General features: G+C 70.9%; 8 protein-coding genes and 1 pseudogene. 1 reads left to right on the forward strand and 8 read right to left on the reverse strand.

The genetic code is table 11. From position 1 onward, the window contains the following. Positions 1 to 28 precede the first annotated feature (28 nt). From JSY14_RS09060 to JSY14_RS09095, 8 genes and pseudogenes are all read right to left on the reverse strand, one after another. A pseudogene (locus JSY14_RS09060) lies at positions 29 to 1,170 on the reverse strand (DNA polymerase III subunit delta'). A gap of 10 nt (positions 1,171 to 1,180) precedes the next feature. Further along, entirely contained in the window at positions 1,181 to 1,897 is a 717-nt protein-coding gene (gene tmk / locus JSY14_RS09065; RefSeq protein ID WP_259558469.1) for a dTMP kinase, read from the reverse strand. Continuing rightward, a complete protein-coding gene (locus JSY14_RS09070) occupies positions 1,894 to 2,943 on the reverse strand; it encodes a Gfo/Idh/MocA family protein (protein WP_259558470.1) in 1,050 nt (349 codons plus the stop codon). The genes tmk and JSY14_RS09070 overlap by 4 nt, the downstream gene beginning before the upstream one ends. Positions 2,944 to 2,998: 55 nt before the next feature. Then, complete coding sequence (locus tag JSY14_RS09075) at positions 2,999 to 3,859, reverse strand: carbohydrate ABC transporter permease (protein WP_259558471.1); 861 nt, start codon at positions 3,857 to 3,859, stop codon at positions 2,999 to 3,001. Then, positions 3,856 to 5,004 carry a carbohydrate ABC transporter permease gene (locus JSY14_RS09080; protein ID WP_259558472.1) on the reverse strand — a complete coding sequence of 383 codons (1,149 nt, stop codon included), beginning with the start codon at positions 5,002 to 5,004 and terminating at the stop codon, positions 3,856 to 3,858. The genes JSY14_RS09075 and JSY14_RS09080 overlap by 4 nt, the downstream gene beginning before the upstream one ends. After that, a complete protein-coding gene (locus JSY14_RS09085; RefSeq protein WP_259558473.1) occupies positions 5,004 to 6,329 on the reverse strand; it encodes an ABC transporter substrate-binding protein in 1,326 nt (441 codons plus the stop codon). Before JSY14_RS09085 ends, JSY14_RS09080 begins: the two co-directional genes overlap by 1 nt. A gap of 167 nt (positions 6,330 to 6,496) precedes the next feature. Beyond that, positions 6,497 to 9,226 carry a type I DNA topoisomerase gene (gene topA / locus JSY14_RS09090; protein ID WP_259559642.1) on the reverse strand — a complete coding sequence of 910 codons (2,730 nt, stop codon included), beginning with the start codon at positions 9,224 to 9,226 and terminating at the stop codon, positions 6,497 to 6,499. A gap of 143 nt (positions 9,227 to 9,369) precedes the next feature. Then, positions 9,370 to 10,890: a methyltransferase gene (locus JSY14_RS09095; RefSeq protein ID WP_259558474.1), complete on the reverse strand. Its 1,521-nt coding sequence runs from the start codon at positions 10,888 to 10,890 to the stop codon at positions 9,370 to 9,372. An 88-nt stretch (positions 10,891 to 10,978) separates the two neighbouring features. Between JSY14_RS09095 and JSY14_RS09100 the strand changes: the two genes are divergently transcribed. After that, entirely contained in the window at positions 10,979 to 13,384 is a 2,406-nt protein-coding gene (locus JSY14_RS09100) for a DEAD/DEAH box helicase (protein ID WP_259558482.1), read from the forward strand. Positions 13,385 to 13,389 lie beyond the last annotated feature (5 nt).

Consider the following 13,389-nt stretch of genomic DNA (forward strand, 5'->3'; position numbering starts at 1 on the left):
GGCGCCCGGCCCCGGTGTCGGCCGGTCGTCAGCGCGCGGTGACGGCGATCCGCGCGAGTAATGCCTCCAGGGCCAGCAGGGGCGGCACGTTCCCGGTGATGCGCCCACGCGCGGTCTGCACCGCGTCGAGCAGGGCCAGGACGCCCGGGGCGGTGCGATCCCGGGCGGCCGTCTCCAGGTCCGCCCGGATGCCCGGGTTGACCAGGTCACTGCCGGACCCCAGCTGCAGGGTGAGGACATCGCGCAGCACCGAGTGGGCGTCGAGCAGGTAGCGGTCCAGCACATCCCGCACCAGGCGGGTACGGCGGCGCTTGGCGTCATCCTCCAGCTGCTTCAGCTGTGACCGCAGCGCCGGGGGGACGGCGGCATCGGGGTCGAGCCCTGCGGAACGGAGGAAGGCCTCCCGCTGTTCGGCGGCGACGGCGTCGGCGTGGTCGGCAGCTTCGGCGGTCGCACGGTCCACCAGCTCCTGCGCGGCGGCGACCGCCTCACCGGTGGTGCGCAGGGCGAGGAGCCTTCGGGCCGCGTCCTCCCGGGAGGCGAGCGCACCCTCCTGCGTGGCGTAGCGGAGGGCGAGGCCGATGTGCCCCTGGGCGGCGCGCGCCGCCCGGGCCGCGAGCTCCGGGTCGACGCCGTCGCGCCGCTGCAGCAGGTCGGCGATGACGTCGGGGGCCGGGATCTGCAGGGTCACCACCCGGCAACGGGAACGGATGGTGGGGGCGAGGTCCTGCGGGGACGGTGCGCAGAGCATCCAGACCGTTCGCGGTGGCGGTTCCTCGATGCTCTTCAGCAGCACGTTGAAGGTGCCGGGGACATGCGGTCGGCATCCTCGACGATGAGCACCCGGTGACGGCCGGTCGCGGGTGCCCGCTGCGCCTGCATCACCAGGGCACGCACCTCGTCCTTGGAGATCGACAGTTTGTCGGTGACCACCGTGGTGACATCCGGGTGGGTGTCGGCGCGCACGGTCACGCAGGCCGGGCAGGTGCCGCACCCGGTGCCGTGCTCGCATTCCAGGGTGGCCGCGAAGGCCCGCGCCGCCGTGGACCGACCCGACCCCGGGGGGCCGGTGATCAACCACGCCTGCGCGAGCGAGCCCTCGGGGGAGGCGGCACGGCGGAACTGCGCGACCGCGTCGTCCTGACCGACGACCTCATCCCAGACACTCACCGGCACTCCCTCACTCCGGTGCCGCCGGGCTCTGCGGTGAGGACTCGGGGGAGGGGTCGAAGGCCTCGAGCTCGGTGGCGATGGCCGCGAGCACGGCGGCGTGGACGTCCTTACGGCTGCCGGACGCGTCGATCACCACGAAACGCTCGGGATCGTCCTCGGCGAGCTGCAGGAACTGACGGCGCACCGCACGGTGGAACTCACGGCCGGCGCGCTCCAGGCGATCCAGGGAGTCGATGCTGCGGCGCTCGTCGAGGGCCTCCGGAGGCAGGTCCAGCAGGATCGTCCGATGCGGCATCAGACCGCCGGTGGCCCACAGGGACAGGGTCCGCACCTGCGCGGCATCGAGCTCCCGCCCGGCACCCTGGTAGGCGACGGAGGAGTCGATGTATCGGTCGGCCAACACCAGTCCGCCACGGTCCAGGTGCGGGGCGACGACGGTGGCGACATGGTGGGCACGGTCGGCCGCGTACAGCAGGGCTTCGGCGCGTGGGTCGACGTGCCCGCCATGCAGCACGAGATCCCGGATGCGGCTGCCGAGCTCGGTGCCGCCGGGCTCACGGGTGGTCAGCACCAGCTCCTCGGCGACATGCCGCTGGGAGATGAGGTGCTCCCGCAACAGGGCGATCTGGGTGGACTTGCCCGCGCTGTCCCCGCCCTCGAAGGACAGGAACAGGCCGTGCCGCGGCGGGTGGGGGGAGGGGCCACGACCGCTGAGGGGCGTCATGCGCTCGCCTCCCCGGGGTAGACCACACCGATCTCAGCCCGCACCGCATCCAGGGTGCGCAGCACAGAGAGGGTGTCGTCCCACGGCATGAGCGGAGATTCGGTGCGGCCGGCCTGCAGACAGCGGGCGAACTCGGCAGCCTCGTAGGCCAGACAGAGGTCGCGGTTCCCCGGGTGCTCGACGGCGGCCTCACCGCCGTCGTGCCACGTCACTGTGAGCGTGCCGGGGGCGTAGAACGGGGAGGACAGTCGCGCAGTGGCCTCGGTGCCGACGACCTCCGCGAGGGTCGCGGTGCGGGCGCGCAGGGTGGTGTCGAGCACGGCCCGGGCGCCGTCGCGACCACGGGCGAGGATCGCGGCGGTGGCGTCGACACCCTGGTCGGTGAGGTCCCCGGCGACCTGCAGATCGGTGAGATCCCCCAGCAGCATCTGCGCGAAGGACACCGGGTAGACGCCGAGGTCCAGCAGGGCCCCATCGCCGAGTTCCGGCGCGAACAGACGATGATGTGGGTCGTGGGGGAAGAACTGGCCGTGGTCGGCGCGCACCAGGACCAGTTCCCCGAGCAGACCCTGCTCGACCACCTGGCGCAGCACATCGGTCTGGGGCAGGAAGCGCGTCCACATCGCCTCCATCAGCAGCACACCGCGATCCCGGGCCACGCCGATGAGGTCCTGTGCCTGCGCGGTGTTCAGCGTGAACGCCTTCTCCACCAGCGTCGGTACCCCGGCCTCGAGCACCGGCCGGGCGAGCTCATGGTGTTGGGCGTGCGGGGAGGCGACGTACACCGCGTCGATCTCCCCGTCCGCGATCATGGCGGTCAGGGAGTCGTACGCACGGTCGATCCCATGCTCCGCAGCGAAGGCCTCGGCTCGCTCCTGCGCGCGGGAGACCACCGCGACGGCGCGGGAGGCGGTGGCCCCGTGCAGGCAGCGCACGAAGTGGTCCGCGATGCCGCCGGGCGCGACGATGCCCCAGCGCAGGGCCGGGGCATCGTGCGGATCGGACACCTGAGTGGTGGGCAGGGCGACGGCGGTGGGACAGGTCATGCGACCAATCTAGCCGCCGCCCCCGACAGACCACCGGGTGCAGGGGAGGGCGGGGTCAGCCCTTGACCGCACCGGCCGTCATGCCGCGCACCAGGAACCGCTGGAGGGTGAAGAACACGATCATCGGGATGATCATGGACAGGAAGGCGCCCGCGGTGAGCAGCTCCTGGCCCTGCCCCTGAGTGCCGAGCATCTGCTGCAGCTTCACGATGACCGTCGCATTGTTGCCGGAGAGGAACAGCTTCGCGATCAGCAGGTCGTTCCAGACCCACAGGAACTGCAGGGTCGCGAAGGCCGCGATGGCCGGCATCGACATCGGCGCCACCAGGCGCCAGAAGGTCTGGTAGTGGGAGGCGCCGTCGATCTTCGCGCTCTCCACCACCGAGGCGGGCAGGGTCGCCATGTAGTTGCGGAGCGTGTAGATCGCCAGCGGCATGCCGAAGCCCGTGTGGAGCAACCACACCGCGACGAACTGCCCGGAGATGCCGAGGCCACGCGGGCCGAACAGGTTCAGCAGTGGTTGAAAAGCCACCTGGATCGGCACCACCATCACAGCGACGATCACGATGAAGAGCAGATCCTTGCCACGGAACTCCATGAACGTGAAGGCGTACGCCGCGAAGGCGGCGAACAGGATCGGGAGCACCGTCGCGGGAATCGCCACCACCAGGGAGTTGATGATCGACTCGCCGAATCCGGCGCCCGCCAGCACCCGGCCGTAGTTCTCGACAGTCCACCCGGCTCCCACAGGATCCGTCAGTGCCGTCCACCAGCCCGACCGTGCCACGGAGACACGGTCCCGGAACGAGGTGATCAGCAGTCCGATGGTCGGCACGGTCCACAGCAGGGCCAGCACGGTCATCGTCACCATCGCGAGCGGCGATCGACGCCGCCTATCCGCCATCCGGCCGCTCATCGGTTCGCCTCCTGCGCGCGGAAGGCCCTTACCTGGTAGATCAGGACCGGGATGATCAGCACCAGCAGCACCACCACGATCGCGGAGGATTGGCCGGCGTTCGCATCGACGAAGAGCCGACGGAAGAACAGGTTGGCGATCACATCGGTCTGATCTCGGCCGTTCGTCATCACGTAGATGATGTCGAACACCTTCAGCACCAGGATCAGCACCGTGATGAAGACGGCGAGCAGGGTCGTGCGCACCTGGGGGAAGACGATCTGCCAGAAGATCCTCGCCTCCGAGGCTCCGTCCATCCGGCCGGCTTCGATGGTGTCCTCGGGGACGGCCTTGATGGCAGAGCTCAGCAGCACCATGGCGAAACCGGTCTGGAGCCAGACCAGGATCACCATGAGCAGCAGCGAGTTCAACCGTCCCGTCGAGATCTGCAGCCAGGCCTGGGGCTCCCCTCCCAGAGAGGTCCAGATCGCGTTGAGCAGACCCACCTGGGCGGTTCCGGGTGCGTTGTAGGCGTAGACCAGGCCCCAGATGGTGGAGGCCCCCACGAAGCTGATGGCCATCGGCAGGAAGATCGTCGACTTCGTGATCCGTTCACCGGTGCTGCTGAGCTTGTCGGCGAGGACGGCCACGGCGAGACCGAAGGCGACCGTCACCGCCGGCACGATCAGGATCCACAGGAAGTTGTTGAGCAGCGCCTGCCAGAAATCCGCGCTGGAGAAGATCGCTCGATAGTTGGCGAGCCCCACCCATGCGGTGGAATCACGGTTGGCGAACGAATACACGACCGTCTGCACCGCGGGGTACACCAGCATGAGGCCGAGCAGCGCGAGACCGGGCAGAAGGAATGCGTAGGGGATCAGCCCCTCGCTCATCCGGGAGGGAAGGCCCTCGATGGCCATGTTCAGGAACCGGAAGAACAGGATGGATCCGAGAATGCCCACGGCAAGGCCGAGGATCCCGATCAGGATGCCCGAGCGGAAGAACCACTGGGGGAACAGCGCGAAGGCCAGGAAGGCATTCACGACGACGTACGCCACCACGACCATGCCGACGGTGCCCAGCAGCAGACGGAGGGGGCGGGGGCCGGAGCCCCCGCGCCGCGTCTGCGTGGGGTGCCGTCCCGTCGTCGTCGACGGGACCGACATCAGGCGGGCCAGCCGTTCTCGATCTCGTCGAGCACCTGCTGGCTCGTCTTCGTGCCGTTCAGCCACTCGACCATGCCGGTCCAGAACGAGCCACCGCCGACGGCGTTCGGCATGAGGTCGGAACCGTCGTACCGGAACACCTCCGCGCTGGACGCGATCTCGGCGATCGAGCGCGTGGTCTCGTCCGGATAGTTCGCCGCGTCGAAGGTGGTGTGCGGGCTGAGCCAGCCACCGGCCTTGGCCCACTCCACGCCGAACTTCGGGGACGCGAGGAAGGTGAGGACATCCACCGCGGTCTTCTTGTCGGAGAACAGCGCGGCGAGATCGCCACCGCCGAGGATCGGCTGACCCTTGAACCCGTCGTCGAAGGACGGCATCGCGAACACGCCGATCGTGGCGTCGACGTCGGCGTCCTCCGGGAAGAAGCCGCTGATGAAGTTGCCCTGACGCATCAGCATCGCGGTGGGCTTCTCCTCGAACAGCGGAAGCGGGGCGTCGGAGAACGCGGTGTTAATCATCGTGTTCACTCCGCCGAGCACGTTGCCCTCGCCCTTCAGCAGCTCACCGAGCCGGTCGAGAGCGGCGACCACCTGCGGGTCATTGAAGGGAATCTCGTGGGCGACCCACTGGTCGTAAACCTCCGGGCCGTACATGCGCAGCATGTACTCCTCGAGCCAGTCCGTCCCGACCCAGCCGGTGGCCTGATCGGCACCCCAGGCATCGCTCCACGGGGCGATTCCGGTGGCCTTAATTTTGCTTGTGATGTCCAGCAGTTCGTTCATCGACGCCGGGCTGGTGGAGTAGCCACCGGCCTCATACGCCGCCTTCGGATACCACACGAGAGACTTGCAGGCCATGCGCATGGGCGCGCCGTAGACCTTGCCGTCCTGCGTGCTGGCGTCGAGGAATCCGGAGATCAGGCTGCCCTTGAGGGACTCGATGTCGAGATGATCGTCGAGGGGCAGCGCCTTCCCGGCAGCCGCCTGTTCCAACAGGCCACCCGGCTGCGGGAACAGGGCGATGTCCGGAGCATCCCCCGCCTGGATCCGGGTGCGGATCGTGGTGGTGAAGTCCTGATCGGCGGTGTACTGGATCTCGATGCCGGACTCGTCCATGAACGGCTGGAGGGAGGCGAGGAAGGCCTCCTGTTCCTGGCCGCCGAAGGCGCCGAGGATGGTGACCGGACCACCCTCACCCGAGCCGCCTCCCGATCCCGAGCCTCCCCCGGACTCGCCACCGGGCTGAGCGAGACAGGCCGACAGGCTGAGAGCTGAGGCTGCTGCAGCTCCTCCGAGTGCGGCGCGGCGGGTGATCGAGCGGGCCATGGGGTCCTCCTCTGGTCGTCATCGACAGGGTGCCCCCATCCTAGGCGGTGTTCACGTCGCCCGACCCAGCGCGAGGTCCTGCCGGGAGGATTGCAACCGCATCGTGATGCGCGGCACGCCCGTCGCGGCCTACCTGCCCCGGTACCGCACCCGGGCGCGCACCGGAATCACGTCGTCGCCGCTCCGGAGCCCTTCGTGCCCGACGCGCGCTTCGTCGTGCTCTTCGTGGACTTCGTCGTGCTCTTCGTGCCCTTCGAGGCGCGGGAGGACGTCGAGGCGGCCCGCCCACGCTTCGGGGCCGGGCCCTTGGCGCGCTTCTCCGCCAGGCGCTCCACCGCGATCTCGTGCGTCAGCGACTCGAGGGTGTCGTCCCGCCGCAGCGTCACGTTGGTGGTGCCGTCAGTGATGTACGGGCCGAAGCGGCCGTCCTTCACCACGATCGGCTTCTCACTGGTGGGGTCGACCCCCAGCTCCTTGAGCGGCGGCTTCGCGGCGGCGCGGCCCCGCTGCTTCGGCTGGGCGTACAGGGCCTTCGCCTCGTCGAGCGTGATCGTGAACAGCTGCTCCTCCGACTCCAGGGAGCGCGAGTCGGTGCCCTTCTTCAAGTACGGGCCGTAGCGACCGTTCTGGGCGGTGATCTCGGCACCGTCCTCGTCGGTGCCGAGCACACGCGGCAGGGACAGCAGTTTGAGGGCGTCGTCGAGGGTGACGGTGGCGAGGTCCATGGAGCGCAGCAGCGACGCGGTGCGCGGCTTCGGACGCTTCGTCTTCGGGAGGTCCGCGACCTCCTCCTCGGCGATCACCTCGGTGACGTACGGGCCGTAGCGCCCATCCTTGGCGACGATCTCACGGCCCGACTCCGGGTCGGTGCCCAGCACGCGACCATCGGACTTCTGCCGTTCCAGCAGCTCCCGGGCCGTCTCCACGGTGAGCTCATCCGGGGCGATGTCCAGAGGCACGTTAGCGCGGATCGGATCGGCACCCTCGGGGCCCGGCTGCTCCAGGTACGGGCCGTAGCGACCCACCCGCAGCACGATCCCCTCGCCGATCGGCACGGAGCTGACCTCGCGGGCGTCGATCTCCCCGGCCCCGTCGACGGCGGAACGCAGACCGGCGTGCTCGTCGGTGCCGTCCCCGCGGTAGAACGCCCCCAGATAGGAGGGGCGGTCCAACTCGCCGCGGGCGATCCGGTCCAGATCATCCTCCATCCGGGCGGTGAACTCATAGTCCACGTAGGTGCCGAAGTTCTCCTCCAGCAACCGGGTGACGGCGAAGGCGTCCCAGGTGGGGACCAGGGCGGTGCCCTTCTTGCCCACGTAACCGCGGTCCTGGATGAGGGAGACGGTGGAGGCGTAGGTGGAGGGTCGGCCGATGCCGCGCTCCTCCAGCGCCCGCACCAGCGAGGCCTCGGTGTATCGCGGCGGCGGGGCGGTCTCATGGCCCTCCGGGGTCATGTCCCGCACGTCGAGCTGCTCGCCCTCGTGCATCTGCGGCAGACGCTTGTCGTCGCTCTCCTCGTCATACCGGGAGGCGTCGCGGCCCTCCTCGTAGGCGGCGAGGAACCCGCGGAAGGTGATGATCGTGCCGGAGGCGCGGAAGACACCCGTGCGACCCTGCGCCTCGACGGTGAGATCCACCGTGGTGGTGGAGCCCTTCGCGTCGGCCATCTGGGAGGCCACGGTGCGCTTCCAGATCAGGTCATAGAGCTTCAGCGCGTCGCCGTGCAGCTGGCTCGCCAGTTCCGCCGGGGTGCGGAAGGTGGAACCGGCGGGCCGGATGGCCTCGTGGGCCTCCTGCGCGTTGGCGGACTTGCTCGCGTAGCGGCGGGGCTTCTCGGCCACCATGTCCCGGCCGTACAGCTCGGCGGCCTGGGTGCGAGCCGCCGAGATCGCCTCCGAGGACAGCGCCACCGAGTCGGTCCGCATGTAGGTGATGTACCCGCCCTCGTAGAGCGACTGGGCGGTGCGCATGGTCTCCCGGGCGCCCATGCGCAGCTTCCGTCCCGCCTCCTGCTGGAGGGAGCTGGTGGTGAACGGTGCGGCGGGCCGACGCGTGTACGGCTTCGACTCCAGTGACGTCACCGTCGCCGGGCCCTCCCGCAGAGCATCGGCGAGGGCCGTCGCGGTCTCCTGGGTGAGGACGGTCGCGGTCGTCCGGCGCAGGGTGCCGTCGTCGGCGAAATCGCTGCCCTGGGCGACGGGGGAGCCGTCGACCTGCCGCAGCTTCGCGGTGAACGCCTCACCGCCGCCCTGCGGGGCGAAGGCGCCCATGACGTCCCAGTAGGGGGAGACGACGAAGGCCATGCGCTCCCGCTCGCGCTCGACCACCAGGCGGGTGGCGACGGACTGCACACGCCCGGCGGACAGGCCCTGGCGGATCTTCCGCCACAGCACGGGGGACAGCTCGTAGCCGACGAGGCGGTCGAGGATGCGGCGGGTCTCCTGGGCATCGACCAGATGGACGTCGACGTCGCGGGTGTTCTCCAGGGCGGCGCGGATCGCGTCCTGCGTGATCTCGTGGAACACCATGCGGTGCACCGGGGTGGACTTCGACGGCTTGAGCGTCTCGAGGAGGTGCCAGGCGATGGCCTCCCCCTCGCGGTCCTCATCGGTGGCGAGGTAGAGGGTGTCGGCGTCCTTGAGGAGACGCTTGAGGTCCGCGACACGCTTCTTCTTGTCGGGGTCGACGGCGTAGTACGGGGTGAAGCCGCCCTCGACGTCCACACCGAATCGCCCGTACGGGCCCTTCTTCACCTCGGCGGGGAGGTCACGGGGCTCCGGGATGTCGCGGATGTGGCCGACGGAGGCCTCCACCACGAAGTCGTCCCCCAGGTAGCGGCCGATCGTCCGGGCCTTCGCCGGGGACTCCACGATCACCAGATGCCGCTTTCCGGCCACGGTCACCCACCCTTCCGCGCACCGCTCGGGGGAGCGGCGGCGACGCTGTCCTGATCGCCGACGGCACAGTGCTCGGCCGCGGCGTCAGATCACCGTACACGCTTCGCAGGGACGAGCCGTGGGCACCGACGGCCCGCGGTGGCTCAGCCCTCTCTCAGCAGACCCCAGGCCAGCAGGTCCCGCAGCTGCGGGGCGGTGCGCTCCCGGGTGGTGTCGAGATCCTCCCCGGTGAGGGCGCACACCGCCGCCAGGATCTGCCCCAGCGACAGCTCCCCGTCGCATGCGCCGACGGTCGCGGCGAGGACCTGATCGGCTCGGACGATCCGGCCGAGACCCGCGCCCTGCACCAGCTCGATGAGTTCGGGATCGACGTGACCGGGCACCAGGTGGCGGCGTTCGCGCACCTCGTCAGCCCGGACCGCGTGCAGGGAGAACAGCTGGTCGTCGTCGAGGGCGGCCAGGCGGCGGCGCTGCGCGAGGGACTCCCACAGGTTCGGGGCGAGGGTGCCGGTGCCGTGGGTGGTGACGTGCTCGGTGACGACACCGGGACCAGGGGCGTCGGCAGGACGCTGCAGCAGTATCCAGCCGAAGCCGACGCCCTGCACGCGGCGGGCCGCGAAGTCGTCCAGCCAGGCGCCGATCAGGTCCACCCAGTGGGCATCGCGCGGGGTGACGCCACCGTCCCGGGCCCAGGTGCCCGCGTACGCGGCGGGGTCGCTGACCTCCCGCTGCAGCACCAGTGCATCGAGCCCGGTGCGCTCGAGCCAGGCGCGGGGATGGGCGTCCCAGTGCTCCGGGTCGGTGATCTCCCAGTTCCCCAGCATCACGGCGCGACCGCCCGGTACCAGGTGGGCGGGCAGGTCCGCGAGGAGGCGGGCGAGGAGACGGTCCCCGGGCTCCCCGCCGTCGCGGTAGGTCCAGGTCTCCGCGCCGGTGCTGGGGGAGATGACGAACGGTGGGTTGGAGACGATCAGGTCGAAGGTCTCGCCGGCGACGGGCTCCAGCAGGGAACCCTCGCGCAGGTCGAGGTCGATGCCGTTGAGGGCGGCGTTGACCGCGGCGACCGCCAGGGCCCGAGACGACAGGTCCGTGGCGACGACCTGCTCGGCGTGGCGGGCCAGGTGCAGTGCCTGGATCCCTCCACCGCAGCCGAGGTCGAGGGCCCGCCCCACCCGGTCGCGGGGGGTGATCCGCGCCAGGGTGAGGGACGCACCGCCGACACCGAGGACATGATCCGGCGGCAGCGGCTGTCCGGTGGCGAGCTCCGACAGGTCCGAGAGGATCCACCACTGGATCTCCCCGGCGTCGTCGGTGGCGGTGTACGGCTGCAGTTCGAACAGCGGGTGCGCCGTCCCGTCGGTGATCCGCACCAGGCCGAGTCCCTCCACGGCGCCGCCGGTGCGGGGCAGGGCGCCGGCGAGGGCGTCGACGGGGACGGACCGGCCCAGCGCGAAGACGGTGAACAGGACGGAGGCGGCGTCGGAGCGCCCGGCGAGCGCCCGCAGCGCCGGGATCGGGTCCTCCCGCTCCAGGGCGGCACGCGTGGGGGCGTCGAGCAGCTCCTCCAGGTGGTCGCTGGTGAAGTGGGCATCGGTGAGGTCCTGCCGCAGGTCGCGGGCCAGGTCGGGCGTGAGTGTCGGCACAGCGGGGGAGGCGGCGGGCATGGCTACGATTGTGCCCCAGTTGCGGCGCGGCCCGGCGAGGCCGCCGAGGCGGCGAGACCGCAGGACGCACACACGAGGCGGGGGTGCCGTGGAGGACGGGCGTGCGATCGAGTTGCTGAGGGAGCTGTCGGAGCCGCTGACCCGCCGCAGCTGCCTCACCCACGTGGAGCGGATGCCCGCCCGGCCCGGCAGACACGGTCACTGGCCGCAGTGGGCCGATCCGCGGATCGTCGAGCATCTCTCCTCCCGCGGCGTGCACGCCCCCTGGACCCACCAGGAGCGGGCGGCGCAGTTGGCCCATGAGGGCCGGCACGTGGTGCTGGCGACGGCGACGGCCTCCGGGAAGTCCCTCGCGTACCTGCTGCCCTCGCTCAGTGCCATCGGGGCGCGGGATCTGGACCCCTCGGCGCCACGGGCGACCGCCCTGTACATCGCACCCACCAAGGCGCTCGCCGCGGACCAGCTGACGAACATCACCGCGCTGATCGACGGGGCCGGGATCCGCGGTGCCCGCGCTGCCGTGTACGACGGCGACACCCCGAGCGAGCAGCGCCGCTGGATCCGCCGCCACGGCACCTTCGTGCTGACGAACCCCGACATGCTCCACTACGGGATCCTTCCGGGGCACGACCAGTGGGCCCACCTGCTGCGGGCGCTGCGCTACGTGATCGTGGACGAATGCCACACGTATCGCGGGGTGTTCGGCTCCCATGTGGCGCTGGTCCTGCGGCGGTTGCTGCGCGTCGCCCGCTCCTACGGTGCGGAGCCCACGATGATCCTCGCCTCCGCCACCAGCGCGCACCCGGAGATCTCGGCCTCCCGTCTGGTGGGGGCGGAGGTGGAGGCGGTCACCGAGGACGGTTCTCCGCGGGCGGGCCTGACCTTCGGGTTGTGGGAGCCCGGATCCCGCGCGGTGGTGGACGGCCGCCCCGGGGACCGCGACGAGGAGCATGGTCGCGAGGAGCCGCTGCGGCGCTCCGCCACCACCGAGGCGGCCGGGCTGCTCGCGGACCTGGTGGCGTGGGACGTGCAGACCCTGGTGTTCACCCGCTCCCGGCGCTCCGCCGAACTGGTGGCCTCCGGTGCGCGGCGACTGCTCACCGAGGCCGCGGAGCAGCGGGCGAGCGCGGCGCTCGCCGACCGCGCCACCCGGGTGGCGGCCTACCGCGGTGGGTATCTCGCCGAGGAGCGTCGACAGCTGGAGGACGGGCTGCGCTCGGGGGAGCTGCGGGCCCTCGCCTCCACCAATGCCCTGGAGCTCGGCATCGACGTGTCGGGGCTGGATGCGGTGCTGATCGCGGGCTGGCCGGGCACCCGGGCGTCGCTGTGGCAACAGGCCGGACGCGCCGGACGTCGCGGCGGTGGCGACGGCGGGGCGCTCGCGGTGTTCGTCGCCCGGGAGGACCCGCTGGACACCTACGTGGTGCACCACCCCGAATCGGTGTTCGGCATGGAGGTGGAGGCGGCCGTGCTGGACCCCACCAACCCGTACGTGCTGATGCCGCACCTGTGCGCCGCCGCCGCGGAGCTGCCCATCCGCCACGGCACCGAGGATGCCCTCGGTCCGACGGCGCGGGAGCTGCTGGAGTCCCTGACGGCGCGGGGCGTGCTGCGCAAGCGCCCCGGCGGGTGGTACTGGACGATGGAGCGCTCCGCCCATGAGCTGACCGATCTGCGCGGCAGCGGTGGGGAGCCGGTGCGGATCGTCGAGGGTGCCTCCGGGGCCCTGCTGGGGACGGTGGACGCGGCCAGTGCGCACCAGCAGGTGCACGACGGCGCGGTGTACCTCCACCAGGGCCGCAGCTACGTGGTGGACCACCTGGAGGTCGACTCCGCGGTGGCTCTGGTGCACCGGGAGGATCCCCTGTACACCACCCACGCGCAGTCGACCTCCACCATCCGGGTGCGGCAGGAGGACTGGCGCCGCCCCTGGGGGGACGGGGTGCAGCTGTGCTTCGGCACGGTGGATGTGACGGACCAGGTGACCGGTTACCAGGTCCGGGACGTGTTCACCCAGGCGGTGCTGGGGCAGCATCCGTTGGATCTGCCGCCGCGGACCCTCACCACGAAGGCTGTCTGGTGGGTGGTGCCGGGGGAGAGGACCGCCGCCGCGGGCATCGTCCCGGAGGCGCTGCCCGGGGCGCTGCACGCCGCCGAGCACGCCTCCATCGGGATGCTGCCGCTGCTGGCGACCTGTGATCGCTGGGACATCGGCGGGGTCTCCACCGCCCTGCACGAGGACACCGGTGAGCCGACGATCTTCGTGTACGACGGGGCACCCGGTGGTGCCGGTTTCGCCGAACGCGGCGCCCAGGATGCGGCGGCATGGCTGCGGGCCACCGCGGATGCGGTGCGGGAATGCCGCTGCGAGGCCGGATGCCCTGCCTGCGTGGTCTCGCCCAAATGCGGCAACGGCAATGAGCCCCTGGACAAATCCGCGGCGCTGCTGCTGTTGGATCTCCTGGTCCAGGCGGCCGGGGAGACCGCAGACTGACACCG

The sequence above is a fragment of the Brachybacterium sillae genome, assembly GCF_025028335.1.
Lineage (GTDB): Bacteria > Actinomycetota > Actinomycetes > Actinomycetales > Dermabacteraceae > Brachybacterium > Brachybacterium sillae.

What these genes read in the sequence shown, in the direction of transcription:
- tmk (WP_259558469.1), bottom strand. Translation starts at nt 1,897, where the DNA reads ATGACGCCCCTCAGCGGTCGTGGCCCCTCCCCCCACCCGCCGCGGCAC.
- JSY14_RS09075 (WP_259558471.1), bottom strand. Translation starts at nt 3,859, where the DNA reads ATGAGCGGCCGGATGGCGGATAGGCGGCGTCGATCGCCGCTCGCGATG.
- JSY14_RS09095 (WP_259558474.1), bottom strand. Translation starts at nt 10,890, where the DNA reads ATGCCCGCCGCCTCCCCCGCTGTGCCGACACTCACGCCCGACCTGGCC.
- JSY14_RS09085 (WP_259558473.1), bottom strand. Translation starts at nt 6,329, where the DNA reads ATGGCCCGCTCGATCACCCGCCGCGCCGCACTCGGAGGAGCTGCAGCA.
- JSY14_RS09070 (WP_259558470.1), bottom strand. Translation starts at nt 2,943, where the DNA reads ATGACCTGTCCCACCGCCGTCGCCCTGCCCACCACTCAGGTGTCCGAT.
- JSY14_RS09080 (WP_259558472.1), bottom strand. Translation starts at nt 5,004, where the DNA reads ATGTCGGTCCCGTCGACGACGACGGGACGGCACCCCACGCAGACGCGG.